This is a genomic window from Pedobacter cryoconitis, from assembly GCF_001590605.1.
In the GTDB taxonomy this organism is placed as follows: domain Bacteria; phylum Bacteroidota; class Bacteroidia; order Sphingobacteriales; family Sphingobacteriaceae; genus Pedobacter; species Pedobacter cryoconitis_A.
This window is the reverse complement of sequence record NZ_CP014504.1, coordinates 2,069,820-2,089,718: the sequence shown is the minus strand read 5'-3', so window position 1 is coordinate 2,089,718 and position 19,899 is coordinate 2,069,820. Positions and strand designations below refer to the sequence as shown.

The window sequence follows — 19,899 nt, the reverse complement described above, 5'->3', positions numbered from 1 at the left end:
AGTTGTCTGCCGATGATCTGACAGCCATCAAATCGTTAGATAAAGTAGCGGACTAATTTATAGTGTTTAAAAAACTTTTGAAAATCTGACTACAACAATTACCAATCCAACTACTTTTTATAGCGCGGCAATCAAGAATTTTGTACTAGAAATTTAAGTCAGTTTTAGAAATAATTAAATAAATAATTATGCAAAAGAGAAAATTAGGAAATAGCGGGTTAGAAGTTTCCGCATTAGGCTTTGGCTGTATGGGTTTAAACTTTTTGGATGGCAAAGGTCTTGATAAAAAAGATGCCATCACACTACTGTGCAACGCCGTTGAAAGAGGTATTACATTTTTTGATACCGCAGAAGCCTATGGGCCTTACACCAATGAAGAAATTGTTGGCGAGGCATTACAGCCTTATAGAAAAGATGTAGTAATAGCCACAAAATTTGGGTGTAAAGATGCCAGACCAGCAGTAGGTTTAGACAGCAGGCCTGAAACTATAAGAGCAGTAACCGAAGCAGCTCTAAAAAGATTAAAAACAGATTATATTGATTTGCTGTATCAGCACAGAGTTGACCCTGATGTTCCGATAGAAGATGTTGCAGGAACAGTGAAAGACCTGATACAAGAGGGTAAAGTGAAATATTTCGGTTTATCGGAAGCAAGCGCTAAAACTATCCGAAAAGCACATTCAATTCAACCTGTATCAGCATTACAAAGCGAATATTCATTGTTTTGGCGTGAGCCAGAAGATGAAATTATACCTACTTTAGAAGAGTTAGGAATTGGTTTCGTTCCATTCAGTCCTTTGGGCAAAGGCTTCCTCACAGGTATAATAAACAAAAAATTAGAGGATATCGACAGAAGAAACATTATTCCTCGTTTCAGCGAAGAAAACATAAAGGCCAACCTGGCTTTAGTAGATGCGCTTTCAGAAATTGCCCGACAAAAAAATATTACAACCAGCCAATTGGCATTAGCTTGGCTGTTAGCTCAAAAGCCTTGGATAGCACCCATCCCCGGGACTACAAAATTGCATCGTTTAGAGGAAAACATTGGCAGTATAAATATTGTATTAACAGTCGATGAACTTGCAAAGATTGATACAACGGTAAATGGAATTACACTTGCAGGCGACCGCTATCCTGAATTTTTAGAAAAACAAATAGACAAATAAAAAGCTGACCTCAATGCAAAATATTAAAGGAAAAGTAGTTGCTATTACAGGTGCAAGTAGTGGAATGGGAAAAGCCATTGCAATAGAATTAGCAAAAAACGGTGCAAAGGTTGTTTTGGGTGCAAGGCGAACAGGCCAATTACAACAAATTGTTGAAGAAATTAAAAGCACAGGTGGTGAAGCCACCTATGCTAAAATTGATGTAAAGAATAAAGTCGATTTAGTCCGGTTTGTAAATACAGCAGTTGAGAGATACGGAGCACTAGATGTCATTGTAAACAACGCAGGTGTCAGTCAATTAAGCCGTATTGACGAGTTGGATATTGATGATTGGGAAGAAATGATTGACATTAACCTCAAAGGTGTTTTGTACGGGATGGCGGCTGCAATTCCGATTTTCAAACAACAACAATCCGGACATATCGTCAATATTATTTCAACTTCAGGAATAAAGATTGTCCCAATGCAGGGCGTTTATGCAGGAACTAAAAATGCCATTCGAACTATTGCAGAAGCGTTTCGCCAGGAGTCAGACGGAAACATACGTATTACAGGCATTTCGCCCGGATTTGTGAAAACAGATTTTGCTGACAATATAAAAAACGAAGAAATGAAAACAGCTATTCAAAGAGGAATGGAACAGATTGCCATAGATCCCGTAGCCATTGCCAATGCTGTAATTTATGCAATAAGTCAACCTGACGATGTTGAAATTGGCGATATTGTTATTCGTCCGTCAAAACAAAATTGATTAAATTCGTAAACGAAAAATGCAACAACAAGCTAACATCAGTCACATTAAAAGTATATCACAATTGGTGCGGGTGTTGGGATTTCCTGCGCCATTGCACCCACTGATTACATTGGTTAATTATAATAATGTTTCGATTGAAATGTTTCCAAAAGGGCAAAAAGTAAGTCTTGATTTTTACAAGATTTCCTTTAAGCCTACATTCACAGGACACATAAAATACGGACAGGGATATTACGATTTTGAAGAGGGCGGACTAGCATTTTTGAAGCCAAAACAAATTGTTTTTCCACCGGAAGACATAGAAAGCTATGAAGGTATCGCTTTGTATTTTCATCCGGACTTTATCCGGAATTATCCATTAGGAAAAACAATAAATCAATACGGATTTTTCTCTTATGATGTTTCAGAGGCCTTATTGCTATCGGCAAAAGAAAAAGAAATCATAGCCAATTTATTTGCTACTATAGCCAACGAGTTAGAAAACAATATTGACAATTTCAGCCAGGATGTGTTGGTTTCACAAATAGAATTGTTATTGAATTACAGCAATCGCTTTTACAATAGGCAATTCATCACCAGGAAAGCAATCAATCACGACATCATAACTTCTTTGGATGAACTTTTAAACAGCTATTTTGAAGCAGAAAACAGTCTGAAGAACGGCTTGCCATCAGTGAAATATATCAGTACAGAATTAAAGCTATCGCAACGCTATTTGAGTGACATGTTGAGTTCATTGACAGGGCTAAATACACAACAATACATTCAGAACGCAATCATAGAAAAAGCTAAAGAAAAATTATCAACCACAAATCTTTCCGTTTCGGAAATTGCTTATGAATTGGGCTTTGAACATTCACAATCGTTTAGCAAGCTTTTCAAGACAAAGACAAATTTTTCGCCTTTGGAGTTCAGACATTCGTTTAATTAAAGGCGGCAGAAAGCAAATGAGTAAAAACCGCTATGTTAGTTTTATAACCCTCCCTTTTTTTCGAACTGATTTAGAAGACGAGAATTCAAATGTGAGCTCCTCCCAAAAACCTTAAAATTTAAAAGGCCAAAAACGCGGGCAATCGAAGAACATTAATTTTAAAATTTATTGAAGTCGACAACTTCAGGAAAGCCAGTTTTCAAACCCTCACACTTGATATAAGTCATCCTGATCAAACTAATGTTTTTGACCTGCAACATCCGGGTACTGCCTGAGTACTGGTCGGGTACTCGTTAGGGTAAGAGCAATGCTGAAGTAACGTGAGAGCATGGCAAGTCCAAGTAAAAACAACTAGTTGAAAAGACTTGGAGTACCTACGCTTAAAAGCTGTTTAAAGCCTGGTCTTACACCGACCACCACTCAGGCACAAACAAAGCATGACTAGTTGAAGACTGATGAACTTTATAATTTTTCCTTTGACCAGAACATGGACAACTACGGACAATTGCAGACAGCTGCGGACAATTATGGACATTGCCTGCTTAGGATGATACTCTTTAGCAAAAATGCTTTACATTGATGAAAAAACAAATATTTATGGCAACTTTCGACGGTAAATTTTTAAAGGGAATCCTGGGCGATTTCATTTTTAGAGTAGTAAATGGGGTACAGGTTGTTTCAAAAAGACCTGTGCCAGGCACAATGAAACAAACAGTGGAAACCAAAAAGGCATCAGAGAATTTTGGTAAAAGTAGCATGCTTGGAAAACATGTTAGAGGCATATTTCATAATACGCTTGGTGGAATGAACGAAACAAGTTATGCTTTTCGATTCACCAGTGCGCTGACTACAGCCCTTAAAGCATGTGAGAATCCCACAAAAAAGGGATACCTTTTTAAGCGAAACAGTTTTGGTAATTTAGCCGGTTTTGAATTTAATATTAAATCTCCTGTAAAAAAGATTTTGAATTTAAAACCGAAAATCGAACTCAATCAGGGAATTATGAAGATTGTTTATGATGAGTCAGATAACGCGCCAAAATTGCGTTTTCCAAAGCATGCAACTCAATGCAAACTAACATTCGTAGTCGGATTAATCCGGCTGAAAGATGGTAAAAGAATTCTTAATCCGGAAAAATATAGCATTACCCTTAAAAAAAACGAAGAATTAATAAATCTGATTGATTTTTCTTTTAAAATTCCAGACGGTTGTCTAAGTATCGCTGTACTTTTTTTCAGTTTCTATAATGGTATTACCTTGTTAAATAGTAAATCATTTAATCCCGCAGTCATATGCGATGCAATCTTAAGTCCCGGCACTTTTACCAATCAGGATAATCATTCATGGATGGAAATGCCAGGTTTGAACTTCGGTTAATTTTGCAGCAGCTGGAATCCTTGGTGAATTCTCAGAAAAAGCAGGAACAGTAATCGGTGCCAGGTGGCGTACGTTGGATGTAATGAAAAATTTGCCCAAAAAAACCAGTAAGCCACCAGTCAGATCACAAATTGATCAACGTTAATAAATTTTGCTTAATAACCAGTTTTTAGGTGCTATTAGTGAGGTTGTGAGTAAAGGGTACCAATCTGTCAACAAACTGTATGGCCCGATGAAGAAGCGGTTAAATTCAATCTGAAAGAAGCTATCTCAGGTATGTCAATTGATAGAGATACAGGTCCTTATTATAATGTTCAATATTCCTGTTAATGCCCCCATCGGCTTACATATTCTTCAATGGGAGGTAAGCCTGCCTCTGGACGTCTTTTATCTACATTTTTTGGATCTTCAAGTGGTTGTACATAGTATTTACCAGTTTTATTGTTACGCATTGGATCGGTCTTCTAACCTGTGTCATTTTAAAGGCAGGTATCACTGTATCAATTGCCTTCATGCTGAAGTGGAAATATCGCCATTACTGCTTGGGATCGGTCATCAACAGGTGTTTGGGGACATGGTGAATAGCTGGTCATCGAGGATGCCAGTGGAAAAGGCAGTACATATCAGACTGAGTCTGATGAATGCAGGGATCTTATGTGAGGCCTGAATGAGTAGATCATAAACTAGAAATGAGCGTAAAATAAAACATATAATTTGAACGTAGATTTAAACATAAAACACATGGTAAAGAAAATCATAATCACCATTAAATCGAACCTCAGTACCAAGTACGGAGGCTTACTTTTTTTAATAGACGACATCCGCGAGCAAGAGCAAATATAAAGCGGATTTTCTCCTGGAAGCGAGAGAAGCGACGGATTTTACGGCGCTCGTTCTGCGATGTCTTTATCTTAAAATAAAATATCATGTATCTGTATTCAAAAAGTTTAAATACAGGTAATTGTGTTTATTTTTATTGGAAGTTAATTATCCATATATTAGAGTATAAATAATTTAACAAATTAACACTATGAAATTTTTAGAACAACCTTATCAACAACGCTTAGTAGTTTCTGCTGGAAGTGTTCAGGAGCCTGAAACTAGTGATGCCCCTGTTATTGTTTTACATCTTGCTGGCGAACGTGGCCGGGTAGCAGGTACAGGAACCTTTGCTGCAGGCAAACGAGCCCTCAAAGATTTTATCGTAAATGGATCCATCCACAACCTGAATGGCCAAATCATTATTTCTCTTCGTGTTTATGAATGGGATACCCTGATTGGTTCTATTTTAATCGCACTGGATGGGAAGAACCAAAACACTGCAAATTACAAGTTTAAATTTGATGAGGTATGGAGAACAGAAGGAGCGATAGTAAAAGTTGAAAACTTAGCCGCTCTCATTGCCTAAATCCCGCAAAACATCCCTGTAATTACCAAATTCTGGCAACGCTCTAATCCTGTCGAGTTTGGTAATTATGCTATTTGACAATCTTTTATGATATTTATCCTCCGATAATAAAGATTGTAAATTCTTGATAAAACCTATAAATGAAATTAGCATCCATATTTAATGAGACCAGGGATGGACAACTGGTCGTGGTGAACAAAGCAGTCACCAAAGCAGTCGCCGTTCCTGAGATCGCAGCCACCATGCAAGCCGCCATCGACAACTGGAAAGAAACAGCACCGAAGCTTAAAAATGTCTATGATTCCTTAAACGCAAATAGCAGTGATTCAGCTGTTTTTGATATTTCATCTAAAGTAGTGATGGCGCCAATTCCAAGAGCCTATCATTGGGCAGATGGAAGCGCTTACGTTACCCATGTGGAGCTGGTAAGAAAGGCTAGAAATGCCGCCCTTCCTGAAACATTCTGGACAGACCCGCTCATGTATATGGGCGCTTCCGATGCTTTTATCGGCCCAAATGATGATATAGAAGTCGAGAATGAAGCCTGGGGTATTGATTTTGAATCAGAAGTCGCAGTGATTACAGATGATGTTCCTGCCGGAACAGACGCGAAATCCGCACTCGACCATATTAAACTGATCACGATCCTTAATGATGTTACCCTGAGAAACCTGATTCCTGATGAATTGGCGAAACAATTTGGTTTTTATCAATCGAAACCATGGACTTCCTTTGCACCGGTAGTGGTGACGCCAGATGAATTAGAAGGCGTATGGAGTGATGGGAAATTACACCTTCCATTGCGCTCTACCTTAAATGGAAAATTGATTGGTTCGCCGGATGCGGGTGTCGATATGGTATTCGATTTCGGACAATTAATCGCGCATGCCGCTAAAACACGGTCATTGATCGCTGGAACGATCATCGGATCGGGAACAGTAGCCAATCAGGGAAGCCCAACCGGTTCCAGTTGTTTAGCAGAGGTAAGGTGCCTGGAAATCATTAAAGATGGTAAAGCCACCACACCTTTCATGTCTTTTGGAGACAGAATTGAGATTGAAATGAATGATAAAGAAGGCCATTCGATATTTGGAAAAATAGACCAGGTGGTGAAAGCCTATCAAAAGAAATAAAATAGATCAGAAGAAATAAGGATCGGGATCCGCATAAAACTGTTAAACTATAGCTCTGTTAAAGTATAGCCGTAAAGCCTGAATATTTTAAGCTTTACGGCTATTTTAATATCCGGATCTGAATACTTCGCATGCCTGTGCGATCATCTGATCTGAGGCGGTTAAAGAAACCCGGAATTTGCCTGGAATCCTCATCGTGGAACCGGGTAAAACCAGTACATTCCGACTTTCCAGCACTCTGGAATAGTGTTCGTCAGAAGGGTCCGGACTATCTATCAGCATATAAAAAGTGCCTTCCGAAGGGATCACTTTGAAGCCTCCTTCCCTTAAAGCCTCGACTAAACGATCACGTCTTCTTTTAAGCTGTGCAATATCTACGCATAAGCTTTCCAAATGTGGTACTGCACGTTGTAAAATACAACCTGGAAGCTGCCATCCGGAGATGGGTTGAAGCGCATCAAGTACCCTGCGCATTTGCTCTGCTTCCGGGAAACCAGGGGCAAGTGCCATATAGCCAATTCTCAAACTTGGCGCTAAAAGTGTCTTTCCATAGGTGTAAATACTAATTGTAGTCGGGTAGAACGCTGCCGGACTAGGTGCATGACTGCATTCAAAAACAATACGGGCATAAGCTTCATCCGAAAGGATCGGGATGGTTCTGCCGAGTTTTCTGCTCGCAGCCGCCACAATATTAGTCAGTTCTAAAAGCTCCTGAACGGAAAACACCTTTCCTGTTGGGTTATGAGGGGAATTTAGAAGTATCGCACTGGTTTTAGGTCCAATAGAAGCTTCAAACTGAGTCATGGTAATACTCCAGTCCTCCGGATTTAAATCTACTGCTTTAGGGATTGCACCGACCGATTTGATCATAGGTTCATAGTAAAACCAAGGTGGTCCCAGGTAAACCACTTCTGTTAAAGGATCACATAAGGCCTGAAGGCAGCAGGATAAACCAGCAAAAGCGCCGGTTGTAAAAAACAAGTCCTTGGCCGCATAGTTAATTCCTGACCGCTGGGATAGCGCATTTGCAGCAGCTGCTCTGGAGCTTTCGATATGATGCACATATTTGAACCCCTGACTATGGCTCATGTCGACCTGGGCATGTAGTATTTCCGCTATCTCCGGGAAGGAATGTCCATGAGGATCTCCGAATAAAAGATCGGCAACACCAGGTTCGCCACGACGTTTGGTGACCGGACTCTCCCGAAGAAATAGGCCAAGATACTGTTCGTATTCTGCTTTTGCTTTTGCGCTGTTTTCCGATATTTTAATAGACATAGTTCTTTTGTTTTCTAATGGTTGTGATAATTTATCTATTTTTTTTATTGAAATGTATTGCCTGATGTAAGATAGGTTTTTGTACTTGGTACCATTGATTGGTATCCTGAAGCTTGTTCGAAAGCTGCTGCAACACTGATCAAGAGCGCTTCATTTTGAGCATCAGCACAAAGCATGAGACCTATTGGCAAGCCATCCTTAGTCAATCCGCAGGGTACAGAAATACTGCACCATCCCGCAAGATTTGCCATCAATGTATTTCTTGAATAAATGGCTGATAGCTGTGCATGCGGGGTTGGGGCGTCACAATCGGCTAGTAATGTTGCAGGAATTGGCGTAGCAGGCACAACCAGAATCTCCAGATCATACTGACTGAGCGACAACTGCTTTGCAATCTTTCTGTATTGTTTTTTAATGTTCAGAGTGTCTTCTTTTGAATGTTTGGCTGCTGATTGCAGCCAATTTAATACCCAATCGATGTTGGGATCCTCAATGATTCGCTGGTGTAAAGGATAGGCTTCTGAGGCGATGAAACTCGTTTCCTTCATCATTTTCCGCAATGCTCGTATAGCAGGGATCTCAATAGTTGAAACACGCGGTTTAAGAGCTGCTAGGATTGGCTCTGTAAAGACTAGATTGGAAAGGATTTTTATAGACTTTTCCAGCGCTGTAATGACTTCGGGTTCCGTATCATCCAGGAAAATAGTTGAGCAGCAGCCAATACGTATATCGTGGTTAACTGGTTTTTGCTGCGCTGTTTTGTGAATCTGGGCGTCGTTTTTTAAGGAACCATTCCCGGTATTTTTGTTGTGAAGACAAGAATAAACCATCTTTACATCTTCTACAGTACGGCCAATCAGGCCAATCGTATCCAGACTTGGTGCCAAAGGCCATACGCCTTTAGTACTAAGCCAGCCTTTTGTAGGCTTAAACCCAACTACTCCGCATAGTGAGGCGGGTACCCGAATAGAACCTCCAGTGTCGCTGCCTAATGCAAAAGGAACCATTCCTGCGGAGACTGCAACCGCAGCGCCGCTAGATGACCCTCCAGGGATATAAGCAGCGCTTTTCCAGGGATTATGTGGCGTACCAAAAACATGGTTGATTCCGAGTATCGTAGCGGCTAAAGGACTGGTGTTTGTAATGCCGACCAGCACAGCGCCTGCTTCTTTTAACAAGGTTATTGATGCTGCATCTGATAAGGCGATGTGTTCAAATGAGTAGTCCATTCCGGCAGTATTTGCTACACCTTCTACCTCAAAAATCCCCTTTACTGCATAAGGAATCCCATGCAAGGGACCTCTATCCAGGCCATTATCCAGCTCAGCCTGTGCTTTCATAGCCTCTTTCAACGCCCGATCTTCTAAGATCAATATAAATGCTTTGTGGTAAGGATTTTGTGCCTTTATATTGCTCAATACACTTTCTACAAGCGCAACACAGCTCAGCCGACCTGTGCGAAGCGCTTGTCCGAGCTCAGCAATGCTACATCTACGCAGGTTTTTCCTCATCACGATAAGTGTTTTTTTAGGTGATCAGCTAGCAATTCTGCATCTTTTCCAACACCCTCAATAAAGTTTGAGTTGTATCGAATCTGACGACGCATGCCAATCAGCACCAATCCAGGTTCTTCTGTTATCCCGCCCAGGTGTTTAATATCCCCCTGCGGATCGAATACATTTAGATTTAACCAGGAATAGTTCCTACGGTACCCCGTTGCCCAGATGATGTTGTTAATTCCCGCAGATTTAAGGTCCAGATGTAAGGAAGCATCAGGCACCGAAACAGGGGATATCTTTTGAAAACCCGGCTGATCATCATTTACATAACTGTCTATTTTTTCTAGCATCACATACATATCCCGATCTGCCTGATTCGCCACGCTTGCCAGATTGTTTTCAAAAGAGACCAGGGAATCGGCAATCCCTGCAATCCGACCAGTCAGCTTTACACCTAGATTTTGCAGCGTGTCCAGGCCAATGGTATGAGCATCTTCCGAACCAATCAACTGGGGCGCAGGGATGTCAGGAACGCAGCTGGAATCAATGAGCTTGTCGAAAATACCGAGTTCTTTTACCCAGCAGAGAATATCTTTTCCTTTGTACCTTCTTGGCAGGCGACGGTGTTTGCCAACAGAAAGCGTCACCTCCCGTCCGGAAAGGCGCAGTTCTTCTGCAATTTGCACCCCTGAAGCACCTGCACCCACCACCAAAATTCCGCCTGCTGGAAGCTGTCCTGGATTTAAGTATTGCCCAGCAGTAAATTGATGGATGTCCCGATTTAATCGCTTTGAATATTCAGGAATAATGGGCGTACAGCAATGGCCAGTGGCGATGACGACTGCTTTTGCGGCCCAGCAATGCGCTGCGGATTGAATATAAAATTGATCACCTGATTTACTGACCGATTCAACGGCGGTTCCACTAAGAATCGGGGCATCAAATGATCGGGCATAGTCTTCCAGAAATGAGATGTATTCTGAAACCCGCATAAAACCTTCCGGCTGATCCCCCTGATAAGGCCAGGAGGGTAGATTTGTCTGGTCGTTAGGGGTCAGGAGCCGTAATGACTCCCAGCTTTCTGAGCGCCAGCGTTGGGCAATCTCCCCACGCTCCAGTAAAATATGATGGATGTTTCTTTGCTTCAGGCAATAGCTCATGGCCAGTCCCGCCTGTCCGGCACCAATGATCAGGACATCAACGGCTATAGGAAAAGTAGATGTACCAGGCATTATCCGGCTTTAACAAATCCTAGGTTTTCTTTGGCGTTCCAGGATTTTGAGCGCAGCCCATGGTCTAAGAAAGTGCCCAGATAAAGACCGTCGATATTAGAAATCCTATTCAGATGATTGCCAAGCCACAAATCATAGGCACCTCCTAAAGTCAACTCCACATCAGGAAAGCGGCCACGTAGCAGCTCGATGTATGCGAGTCCGCGTTCCGGAGCAGGGATCGTATGGACGAATATCTCTGCGCTTTCTCCAGGATCAAAATAGTTGAGGGTGATGGCATCTGGCCTGGCCATTTCCAGCAGGTTCATCATATCTGCTACATCTGATTCCGTTTCACCAAGGCCACAAAGCCATCCGGTATCTACAGCTAGTCCAGCCTCTGCTGCGAGTAATAGCGATTTTAACTTCTCGTCCTGGGCCAATGGTCGTTTAGGAACCATTTCAGCAAACAGTTTTCTGGAGCATTCTAAATTGTTTCTATATCTTTTTATGCCGAGATTGGCAATCTGGTCGAAAAAATCCGGGCGTGTACAAATGCCGGGGTTGATGGCTAAATCCACATGAGAATTTCTTTTGATCACTTCCGCCATTTCCAGCAGGAAATTCAGGACTTCAATCACATTGGCTCCGGCCGTTTGAAAGACCAGTTCGACCCGGGCTTCTGCGGCACTGGCCTGATCATATACCTTTTGGAAATCTGATGCTGTCACGATGGCTTCCCGGCCAGTGGCTTCAGTTTTACTCAATCCACAAAATTTACAACCACCTCCGCAACCGGAGTTTTTGAGCAGGCTAAGCTGGATGATGTTCATAGTTTTTTAATTTAATAAACAAGAAGCATAAGCCTTATCTGATTTGAGAGCAGTGCTTTACGTAAAAATAACAATTTTATTTATAATTACCAATACGCTGATGTTTCCAGTAAAAGATTATTGTTTTAATGTATTTTTTCTCCCATGTAAATTTGCGCTGACGGTTTTTCAGTAAATTTGCAACCAAGGGATAACGAGTACAATAGGGGATTTAAGATGAAGATACTGTTAATAGAAGACGAGTGGGCCAGGCCAACAGCGCTTTGCCACCTTGCGGTGGTATGTCTCTGCTAATCCGCCCCCGAACCCTACGTACATGTCTCCATGTATACGGCTCTCCATTGTCAACATACTTTTACTTATCATAGCTTTTATGGGTTTGAATTTTGGTTAATCTTGCAAAAGCTATTACCAAAGGCTCTCCTTAACCGGAGGGCCTTTCTTGTTTTAATCCTGTTTTTGATAAATAATGCTTTTTCAGTACTGGACAAATCCGGTCAAATCCGGTCAATTGCGGACAATAACGGACTATTGCGGTCAATTTATTTTTTAGCTAATTTATTGATATACTTTCGTTTAACGAGTTTAAGCGGCCGGCATGCGATTGACTTGAATTAATAGAATAATTCATTATTTAAAATTAAAGAAAATGGGAAAGATTAGAACAGGGGTCCTTGGTGGATTCTCAGGAAAAGTAGGAACAGTAATCGGTGCCAGGTGGCGTACGTTGGATGTAATGAAAAGTTTGCCCAAAAAAACCAGTAAGCCACCAGTCAGATCACAAATTGATCAACGTAATAAATTTGGCTTAATAACCCGTTTTTTAGGGGCTGTTAGTGAGGTTGTGAGTAAAGGATACCAATCTGGCAACAAACTGTCTGGCCCGATGAATGAAGCGGTTAAATTCAATCTGATGGAAGCTATCTCAGGTGTTTCTCCATTATTTACGATCAATTATGCTAAGTTAAAATTGACTCTTGGAAAGTTGGACAGTCCACAAGACCTTTTAGCAGTGCCAGTTTCAGGCCGTAAAGTAGCCATCAGCTGGGCCTATGATCCTTTGGATTTTAACACAGAAGATGAACGTTTGGAGCGTTCTACGGATAGAGCTACTATAATAATTTACGATGAAACGAAGGATTATTTTCTAATTCCATCAACCGTGGTCAGAACCGCTGGTAAATTAGAAGGACGTATGCTGTCTAAAACTATCGTCGGTAACACATTACATTGCTGGTTTTACTTTTCTTCTTTAGATGGTAAAAAGGTAAGTACTAGTGTTTATCTGGGGCCTATCAAAGCTATTGCCTAGGATTTGAATAAACCGGCAAGCTGACGAGTTTGCCGGTTTATATAATAAGACTGCTAATAACTGATAAATTCTTAAAATTTAGAATGTGATGAATATAAAAACTATAGAATTACCGGGGATAATTAAATTATTACCGGTTGTCAATACCTCCTTAAAAAGATCGGAAACCAGAATGATACTCGCAGTTTTGCTGTTAATATGGTGCTTTGCGCCCAGGTTTCTCAACTTGTTTGATGAAAGGGTAGGTAGCATAGATCAGAGTATCTGGCTATTGATTTTATTGAGCATGATTAGCTTTCTTTTAATAACCGCTTTATCGTGGTGGTTATTACAATGGTTTTGGCTACTGATGAAATTACCTGCTCTAACATTTATGGTTTCACAATTTAATTTTCTACCGTCATGGCAACAATTAGGCTTTTACTGGGCATCCTTTGCTTTGTTATTATTAGCGGCTTCGGCTTGCTTGATCGCAATCTGTTAAATAACAAATGTAGCTTCAATGTTCTGGAGTGTCAAAAAAGAGAGCTTCTTGTTCGTATTGCGGAAAAAGAAATAGGGGTGAGGGAAATAACTGGAAACAATGACGGATTTCGTGTAGAGACTTATTTGACCAGTGTAAGTTTGAAAAAAGGGCAGCCCTGGTGCGCAGGTTTTGTAAGCTGGGTTTTTGCACAGGCTGGATATGATAAACCACGATCAGGATGGACACCAGATCTTTTCCCTTCATCCCGTTTAGCACGTTCTGCCTTACCAGGTAATTTGCTGGGTATATACTTTGTTAAATTAAAAAGAATAGCCCATGTTTGGTTGATCGTTAATCAAAAAGGAGATTGGGTAAATAGTGTAGAAGGTAATACGAATATTCTGGGCAGCAGAGAAGGTGATGGGGTTTATAGAAAAAAGAGACATATCAAGACTATTTATAGAATTGCTGATTGGGTAAAAGTTGATTAGTGTTAATTTTTGTTAAATAAGATATTGTGTTTTCCTTTTGATAAATAATATTTATTGAATTACTGTATTATTAAGCCTATTTCTTTTGAAAAACGCAAATTTATTCTGCAAAAGAGTTATAAATACTTTTTTGATTATTCCTCCCTAACGTGACTATTTAACAATCGTTGAATAATTCAAATAGTTTAAAATTTAATCATGTGAATATGGAAATGAACGATAAAGTGAATCTGTTGATAAATGTCCTGGCTGAAATGATGTGTACGAAAAAGCAGGAGAAATTTGTTGCTCATGAAAGAAATTTGTTAGATACCAATGATGTGAAATCTATGTTCCGAATTAGCGACCGTACTTTAAGAAGATGGCGAAGCAGAGGGTTATTGAAGTCTGTGATTATTGTTGGCTGTCTTTATTACAGAAGAGAAGATGTGATGAGCTTAATGGAAAGTAAATTCAGGGATGAGATAAAATGAAGAATAGATTTCCACCAACAAAGAATCTTAGTAAATTGAACAAATTATAGTTGATGTTATATATAAAGTCCAATATTCTGAGAGGATTACACATTATAAAAAAAAGTAGGTAGGCTTTGATTGACTTTAAACAATCTCTGTCCTGAGACTGTAAACTGAACTGTGTCAACTCTTGATAATAAAGAGTAAGAATAAGTAATTTAGTACCAACTTATGGACACAGGAAAAAGTAAAAAACCATTTGATTTTGAACGCTTCAAAGAAGAAGCAATGGAAGGCCTTTATCAAGGCAAAAAGATGGGTGGCACCGACGGTGTATTCGCTCCAATGTTGAAACACCTATTGGAATCGATGCTTGAGGGTGAGCTTGATAATCATCTGGAAGAAAGTAAATCTTCTGGAGAAAGCAACCGCAAAAATGGAAAGACCAAGAAGACTGTACGCAGTCTTCAGTCCGGCCATTTCGAACTGGAAAGCAGTCGGGATCGTAACGGGACTTTTGAGCCTAAGATCGTTCCTAAACGGCAATTAATCATTACCGAAGAACTGGAAGATAACGTGATCGCTATGTATGCCCGTGGCATGAGTACCCGCAATATTTCTGATTATGTGAAAGAAATGTATGCAATGGATATCTCTGCAACCGAGATATCCAACATTACGGACAAGATCATTCCCGCAATGAATGAGTGGAGAAATCGACCATTGGAGGCTGTCTATCCTTTTGTATTTCTGGACTGTATGCATTATAAGGTGCGTGGTAGTGGTGGTGTCGAATCCCGGGCAGTTTACAATATCCTAGGTGTCAACCGCGATGGCAAAAAGGATCTGATCGGTATTTATCTCTCAGAAAATGAGGGTGCTAAATTCTGGCTCTCTGTACTCACCGATCTGAAACAACGCGGTGTGGAAGATATTCTAGTCGCCTGTATTGACGGTCTAAAAGGCTTCCCCGAGGCTATAGAAGCCGTCTTCCCTAAAACCCAGATTCAGTTATGCATTGTGCACCAAATCCGCACTAGTTTACGCTATGTGCCAGAAAAAGACAAAAAGGCGGTAGTAGCTGATCTAAAACCGATCTACAAAGCCAACAACCAAGAACAGGGATATGAAAAACTACTGGAGTTTGAAGATAAATGGGGTAAAAAATATCCGCTATCGGTAAAAGGATGGATGGAAAATTGGACTAATTTATCCACTTATTTCGAGTATTCGGCGGATATCAGAAAAGTGATCTACACTACCAATGCAATCGAAGGAATGCATCGCCAGATCCGCAAAGTCACCAAAACAAAGGGCGCATTTACATCTGACCAGGCGCTACTAAAACTCGTGTATCTGGCCTTTAAAGACCTGTCCAAAAAATGGACAATGCCGATGCATAACTGGGGATTGACAATGTCACAATTGTATATTAAATTTGGGGATCGATTGAAAGCCTTCGGCGACTTCTTCTTAGGTGGGGGCTGAAGAAGCCCCCACCTAAGAAGAAGTGATGTTGACACAGTTCGCTTTACACTCCCACAAAGACATTTTGTCTGCCCTTTATATTTTGAATACTGTTATTATCACTTATTTTAATGAGTAGTTATGATAACCACCATCTACAGTGATCTCTGTTCCTGTAATGAAACTTGCAGCATCAGAAGCCACGAATAACACTGTTTTTGCAATCTCATCAGGATCACCAATCCGTTGCATTGCTGTAGCATTAGTTAAATATTCTTTTGCTTCTGGGGTTAGGGCATTTTCTAAACCTGGGGTTAGAATAGGTCCCGGGCTAACGATGTTTACACGGATCTTTCTTCCCGCCAGTTCATTTGCTGCAATTTGAGCAATTTTATTCAATGCTCCTTTAGTTGCAGAATATACGCTTGTTCCCAAATTTGCAGCTGAGGCAACCGATGAAGAAGTGAAGACTACCGATGCTCCATCTGCCAGATGGGGAAGTAACTTTTGCAATGTGAAGAAATGCCCTTTAACATTAGTATTGAATTGTGCGTCAAAATTTGCTTCAGTTACTTGTTCTATTGGCTCAAATGTTGCAATTCCCGCATTCAGGAAAAGAACATCTAATTTGTTTCCACTTTCTGCAACTGCTTTTTCCAGGATAGAAATTTCTTCGGGTTTTGAAGTGTCCGATACTACAGTAAACAATTTCGGGTTGTTTATTTCTTCAGTTGCTTTTTGCAGATTGGCGGCATTTCTACCCGTAATCCAAACATTCGCGCCTGCGTTGATAAATGCTTTTGCTGTTGCCAGCCCTATTCCGGTTGTTCCACCTGTAATAACAACGTTTTTATTTGTAAAGTCCATGATTAAATTTTTAAAGTTTTATAGTGCAAAGTTAGAATAGGTAAGTTTATTTAGGTTACTTTGTAACGAAAAGTAACAGTAACTTTTGAGTAACCAAGTAACTTATGACAGAAAATGAATGCCAATTAGGGCATAAAAAAGAGATCATGGCCGTTCATGATGCGATGGACGTGTTGAGTGGAAAATGGAAAATTTCCATCATTTCCTCTATTTGCTATTATAACAAAAGAAGATTTTCTGATATTTTGAATGATGTACAGGGGATATCAAACAAAATGTTGAGTAAAGAATTAAAGGAGCTGGAGATAAATAAACTGGTGACGCGAATCGTATTAGATACGCAGCCTATATCTGTTCAATATCAATTAACGGAATATGGTTTAACGTTAAAGACCATCATTAATAATCTATCGGAATGGGGAATAGAACACCGTAAGGTGATTACTGGTAAATAGAATTTTATGAACAAAGTTTTCTACTTTGCTTTTTTACAGGAGTAATAGGTGACTAATATTAAAATATTGCAGCTTAACTAAATGTCAACTTAAATATTGCGATTCCGGTTTGTAAAACGTATTATCGTAAAACTGAACGAAGGTGACTGGTTAATGTAAACGGTGGGATTACACTGGCTGCTATATTATCTATATCTTTAGTATATAGTGTTGTGCAAATGGGACAATTGGGGTTATAAATTGGTCAATGGTTAAGATAATCGCTAAAATTTGATTTAACAGTGGTCGCTGAAAAACTGATTATAGAGTAAGCAATGTTTAACAATTCAATCATTATGAAGACAAAAACAATAAACTCTTTGATGGCTGTCAGAATGAAACTATGTCATCTGTAAGCTCAATGTTCAAAAATTTAATACTGTAGAACTTAGCGGCAGTGAATTAGTTGATGCAAATGGTAGCAGTACACCAGCATTAGTTGCTTCACATGGCTACTTTATTAGTGCTTAGGTAGCCGCGTTATAGCATTCGTAACTACCGCAATTTTAGTTGTTTTTAAACATAATTAATCCTAAATATGAACTTATTTCCATTTATTAAGTCCGATTTCGCAAGAAACACATTATCAGTAATAGTTGTTCTTTTTGTTCTAATATTTCTGATGCAAAAAGGATATGCTTTCGGTCAGTGGCTAAAAAATTGATCAGTTAAAATTAAGGATCTCACATCGTTCTGTGTTTATACAATGAATGTAAAAAGGACTAAGAGAAAAAATATCAATTAAAATGAAGACAGTATTCGTTTATATAATTGTTTTATTTTTCACAGCTTCTTGTGTTCAGAAAGAGTCTGGCTCCATTTCAAATAAAAAAAATATGAATGGAATTTTAAATGATCAATGGGATCAGATTAAGAGGGCCAGGAGTAAAGAAGAAGAAAAAGAGCTGGTTTATAAATTTATGGAATTCCTTAAAACGATGGATTATGCAATTAGCAATCCTACTTATATTTCAAATAATGGGGCTGTTAAACCTTTTTCTGAAATGTTCGATGATAAAAAAGGAGATCAATTAAAAGGCATTAATATTGAGATAATTAATGATAACGAATTAGGGGATAATAAGCATATTAAACTTGTTAATTGGAAGCCAATTGATAATAAATCTGCTTTAATGTTTTTACGTGAATAGTATGAAATTTTAACTCTTAACCTTAATTACTATTTGGTTATTGGAAGTTAATGTATAACTTGGAGAAATGCTAAATTATAAATCATGAACATCTCAAAATTTCGCAGGCTCTTAACCTATTTACCGTTAACTTTGGTGTTACTATTTGTATCTGTTGTGGCTTTGAATGTAGCAAAGGCTAATCATTTAATGTTTCCTTACCAATTCTGTCTATATTTATTTGAAGGTCTCTTGTTAGTTAATTTCATACTAATCTTTTTAAGAGTAGTTTACTTTTTCTCTAAGAGGTTCAATTACTAATAATTTCATATAGAGAAATATCCAAATTTCTTTATATGAAATTACAATTATCATTGCCTTCGGCATGATTATATTTTTATTTTCTTGTCAAAAAAGCCAAATTGTCAAAAAAATAAGATTTAGATGCACAAAGAATTGCTTCGAAATACAATTTAAATTAACAAATAAATACACATCTAATAACACAAAAACTTTTTTGACTTTAGCTGAATTTCAAATATTCATGGAATCAAAGTCTTTAAAGACTTCTTTGATACTGTAAAATCAGATAATTTAAAAGAAATTTCAAATGCTAATACAAAAACGACAACTGCTTATGATGTTGAAAGTGCGGATGGACTTCCATATTACGGAAGTCAATATCATCAATACAGCGTTAATTTCTCATTAGAGCAAAGTGGATATGCAAGTTTAGGAATTTCACAAATTGATAACATGAAATTAGAGGACTTTGTAATTTATAATGATGGTGCATCAGCAGGAACTTTCACATCTGCTAATACATTTATTAATCAGGATACTGGCATATCTTTAGTCATAATGCCATAGTTAATGGCAATTATGTCTAGAATTATGGTGTAGGAGGTATCTATACATAAGTTTGTAGTGCTACAAGAAGTTTATTGTTCAATAGCATTCATGAGTTAGCTCATTGGACAGATTCTGAGACTGAATTAAATGACTTTAATAAATTTCAGCTAGTTTCGATTGTTAACCTGCCTAATCCTGGTCGTAATTTTTAAAATGATGAAATATATTATATTATTTTTTGGCCTGATGCTAGTTTCATTTCAAAGGGTTGGAGCACAAAACAAGAAAGAAAAATTAGATACCGTATATTATAAATTAGATACATCTAATGTGCCTATACAAGATAGAATGTTTAAAATTGAAACAGACGTAAAATATAAAGGATATATATTACAGTGTAAGTGTTACCCATGGAATACTGATGTAGTCTTTTTCTCACGCCGTGATCGTTCTGGTGATGTAAAAAACATTTCTATTGAGTCATTTAGTAAAATCAACACTATTTCAATCACTCAGTTGATAGATATTGTTGCTCAATACGGTAAAGAAAAGATTGATAGGCACAAGTTTTTTTTCATAGAGCCTGATGGAAAGACTATGAAAGTCACAAGGGCTTATTTATCTGAGCCCAAGAAACCTCAGCCACCGATTGAGGATTATATAAAACTTCCTCCGTCACATTGAAATGCGGAATTTCATTATTAAACCACTATTGTCTGATCTTCAGACAGGTTCTTACCATACTGTTCAATACTCCTCTTAATGCCCCATTGGC

19 protein-coding genes are annotated in these 19,899 nt (G+C 38.9%); 14 read left to right on the top strand and 5 right to left on the bottom strand.

The genetic code is table 11. The features are described from left to right. Positions 1-188 precede the first annotated feature (188 nt). From AY601_RS08970 to AY601_RS08940, 7 genes are all read left to right on the top strand, one after another. Entirely contained in the window at positions 189-1,166 is a 978-nt protein-coding gene (locus AY601_RS08970; protein WP_068399497.1) for an aldo/keto reductase, read from the top strand. 13 nt (positions 1,167-1,179) lie between these two features. Continuing rightward, positions 1,180-1,917: an SDR family oxidoreductase gene (locus tag AY601_RS08965; protein WP_068399494.1), complete on the top strand. Its 738-nt coding sequence runs from the start codon at positions 1,180-1,182 to the stop codon at positions 1,915-1,917. Positions 1,918-1,936: 19 nt separating this feature from the next. Further along, positions 1,937-2,851 (top strand): helix-turn-helix domain-containing protein, encoded by a 915-nt coding sequence (locus AY601_RS08960; RefSeq protein ID WP_068399491.1) that lies wholly within the window; start codon positions 1,937-1,939, stop codon positions 2,849-2,851. A 579-nt stretch (positions 2,852-3,430) separates the two neighbouring features. Next, the gene (locus AY601_RS08955) at positions 3,431-4,228 is read left to right on the top strand and encodes a hypothetical protein (RefSeq protein ID WP_068399488.1); all 798 of its coding nucleotides are present in this window, start codon (positions 3,431-3,433) and stop codon (positions 4,226-4,228) included. 400 nt (positions 4,229-4,628) lie between these two features. Beyond that, complete coding sequence (locus tag AY601_RS08950; protein ID WP_198163654.1) at positions 4,629-4,895, top strand: hypothetical protein; 267 nt, start codon at positions 4,629-4,631, stop codon at positions 4,893-4,895. 363 nt (positions 4,896-5,258) lie between these two features. Next, positions 5,259-5,636, top strand: a complete 378-nt coding sequence (locus AY601_RS08945) for a hypothetical protein (RefSeq protein ID WP_068399482.1) — start codon at positions 5,259-5,261, stop codon at positions 5,634-5,636. A gap of 140 nt (positions 5,637-5,776) precedes the next feature. Then, positions 5,777-6,769, top strand: a complete 993-nt coding sequence (locus tag AY601_RS08940; protein ID WP_068399479.1) for a fumarylacetoacetate hydrolase family protein — start codon at positions 5,777-5,779, stop codon at positions 6,767-6,769. A 105-nt stretch (positions 6,770-6,874) separates the two neighbouring features. On the opposite strand, the gene AY601_RS08935 is transcribed toward AY601_RS08940, so the two are convergent. The 4 genes from AY601_RS08935 to AY601_RS08920 are packed head-to-tail and all read right to left on the bottom strand — an operon-like array spanning position 6,875 to position 11,590. Continuing rightward, complete coding sequence (locus AY601_RS08935; protein WP_068399476.1) at positions 6,875-8,047, bottom strand: aminotransferase class I/II-fold pyridoxal phosphate-dependent enzyme; 1,173 nt, start codon at positions 8,045-8,047, stop codon at positions 6,875-6,877. A 44-nt stretch (positions 8,048-8,091) separates the two neighbouring features. Next, complete coding sequence (locus tag AY601_RS08930; protein ID WP_068399474.1) at positions 8,092-9,558, bottom strand: amidase; 1,467 nt, start codon at positions 9,556-9,558, stop codon at positions 8,092-8,094. Then, positions 9,558-10,778, bottom strand: a complete 1,221-nt coding sequence (locus tag AY601_RS08925) for a flavin-containing monooxygenase (protein ID WP_068399471.1) — start codon at positions 10,776-10,778, stop codon at positions 9,558-9,560. Before AY601_RS08925 ends, AY601_RS08930 begins: the two co-directional genes overlap by 1 nt. After that, positions 10,778-11,590, bottom strand: a complete 813-nt coding sequence (locus tag AY601_RS08920; protein ID WP_068399468.1) for a radical SAM protein — start codon at positions 11,588-11,590, stop codon at positions 10,778-10,780. The genes AY601_RS08925 and AY601_RS08920 overlap by 1 nt, the downstream gene beginning before the upstream one ends. A 649-nt stretch (positions 11,591-12,239) precedes the next feature. Here AY601_RS08920 and AY601_RS08915 point away from each other — a divergent pair. The 4 genes from AY601_RS08915 (at position 12,240) to AY601_RS08900 (ending at position 15,802) form a co-directional block, all read left to right on the top strand. Then, entirely contained in the window at positions 12,240-12,902 is a 663-nt protein-coding gene (locus AY601_RS08915) for a DUF6266 family protein (protein WP_068399465.1), read from the top strand. Positions 12,903-13,304: 402 nt separating this feature from the next. After that, positions 13,305-13,859, top strand: coding sequence for a peptidoglycan-binding protein (locus AY601_RS08910; protein WP_198163653.1), 555 nt, complete (start codon positions 13,305-13,307; stop codon positions 13,857-13,859). A gap of 206 nt (positions 13,860-14,065) precedes the next feature. Then, positions 14,066-14,332 (top strand): helix-turn-helix domain-containing protein, encoded by a 267-nt coding sequence (locus AY601_RS08905; protein ID WP_068399462.1) that lies wholly within the window; start codon positions 14,066-14,068, stop codon positions 14,330-14,332. Positions 14,333-14,545: 213 nt separating this feature from the next. Then, a complete protein-coding gene (locus tag AY601_RS08900) occupies positions 14,546-15,802 on the top strand; it encodes an IS256 family transposase (protein WP_068399459.1) in 1,257 nt (418 codons plus the stop codon). Positions 15,803-15,904: 102 nt separating this feature from the next. Here AY601_RS08900 and AY601_RS08895 read toward each other — a convergent pair whose 3' ends face one another. Next, on the bottom strand, positions 15,905-16,648 hold the full coding sequence (locus AY601_RS08895) for an SDR family NAD(P)-dependent oxidoreductase (RefSeq protein ID WP_068399456.1): 744 nt from the start codon (positions 16,646-16,648) through the stop codon (positions 15,905-15,907). A gap of 104 nt (positions 16,649-16,752) precedes the next feature. Here AY601_RS08895 and AY601_RS08890 point away from each other — a divergent pair, with 104 nt between their 5' ends. The 3 genes from AY601_RS08890 (at position 16,753) to AY601_RS08880 (ending at position 19,808) form a co-directional block, all read left to right on the top strand. After that, positions 16,753-17,103 carry a winged helix-turn-helix transcriptional regulator gene (locus tag AY601_RS08890; protein WP_068399453.1) on the top strand — a complete coding sequence of 117 codons (351 nt, stop codon included), beginning with the start codon at positions 16,753-16,755 and terminating at the stop codon, positions 17,101-17,103. 785 nt (positions 17,104-17,888) lie between these two features. Then, positions 17,889-18,293 carry a hypothetical protein gene (locus tag AY601_RS08885; RefSeq protein WP_068399450.1) on the top strand — a complete coding sequence of 135 codons (405 nt, stop codon included), beginning with the start codon at positions 17,889-17,891 and terminating at the stop codon, positions 18,291-18,293. Positions 18,294-19,337: 1,044 nt separating this feature from the next. Next, entirely contained in the window at positions 19,338-19,808 is a 471-nt protein-coding gene (locus AY601_RS08880; RefSeq protein WP_157287798.1) for a hypothetical protein, read from the top strand. Positions 19,809-19,899: the final 91 nt, after the last annotated feature.

Bases quoted from the DNA above. Each gene is read 5' to 3' on its own strand.
- AY601_RS08970 (WP_068399497.1), top strand. From the start codon at position 189: ATGCAAAAGAGAAAATTAGGAAATAGCGGGTTAGAAGTTTCCGCATTA.
- AY601_RS08965 (WP_068399494.1), top strand. From the start codon at position 1,180: ATGCAAAATATTAAAGGAAAAGTAGTTGCTATTACAGGTGCAAGTAGT.
- AY601_RS08960 (WP_068399491.1), top strand. From the start codon at position 1,937: ATGCAACAACAAGCTAACATCAGTCACATTAAAAGTATATCACAATTG.
- AY601_RS08955 (WP_068399488.1), top strand. From the start codon at position 3,431: ATGAAAAAACAAATATTTATGGCAACTTTCGACGGTAAATTTTTAAAG.
- AY601_RS08945 (WP_068399482.1), top strand. From the start codon at position 5,259: ATGAAATTTTTAGAACAACCTTATCAACAACGCTTAGTAGTTTCTGCT.
- AY601_RS08940 (WP_068399479.1), top strand. From the start codon at position 5,777: ATGAAATTAGCATCCATATTTAATGAGACCAGGGATGGACAACTGGTC.
- AY601_RS08935 (WP_068399476.1), bottom strand. From the start codon at position 8,047: ATGTCTATTAAAATATCGGAAAACAGCGCAAAAGCAAAAGCAGAATAC.
- AY601_RS08930 (WP_068399474.1), bottom strand. From the start codon at position 9,558: ATGAGGAAAAACCTGCGTAGATGTAGCATTGCTGAGCTCGGACAAGCG.
- AY601_RS08925 (WP_068399471.1), bottom strand. From the start codon at position 10,778: ATGCCTGGTACATCTACTTTTCCTATAGCCGTTGATGTCCTGATCATT.
- AY601_RS08920 (WP_068399468.1), bottom strand. From the start codon at position 11,590: ATGAACATCATCCAGCTTAGCCTGCTCAAAAACTCCGGTTGCGGAGGT.
- AY601_RS08915 (WP_068399465.1), top strand. From the start codon at position 12,240: ATGGGAAAGATTAGAACAGGGGTCCTTGGTGGATTCTCAGGAAAAGTA.
- AY601_RS08910 (WP_198163653.1), top strand. From the start codon at position 13,305: ATGGCAACAATTAGGCTTTTACTGGGCATCCTTTGCTTTGTTATTATT.
- AY601_RS08905 (WP_068399462.1), top strand. From the start codon at position 14,066: ATGGAAATGAACGATAAAGTGAATCTGTTGATAAATGTCCTGGCTGAA.
- AY601_RS08900 (WP_068399459.1), top strand. From the start codon at position 14,546: ATGGACACAGGAAAAAGTAAAAAACCATTTGATTTTGAACGCTTCAAA.
- AY601_RS08895 (WP_068399456.1), bottom strand. From the start codon at position 16,648: ATGGACTTTACAAATAAAAACGTTGTTATTACAGGTGGAACAACCGGA.
- AY601_RS08890 (WP_068399453.1), top strand. From the start codon at position 16,753: ATGACAGAAAATGAATGCCAATTAGGGCATAAAAAAGAGATCATGGCC.
- AY601_RS08885 (WP_068399450.1), top strand. From the start codon at position 17,889: ATGAAGACAGTATTCGTTTATATAATTGTTTTATTTTTCACAGCTTCT.
- AY601_RS08880 (WP_157287798.1), top strand. From the start codon at position 19,338: ATGATGAAATATATTATATTATTTTTTGGCCTGATGCTAGTTTCATTT.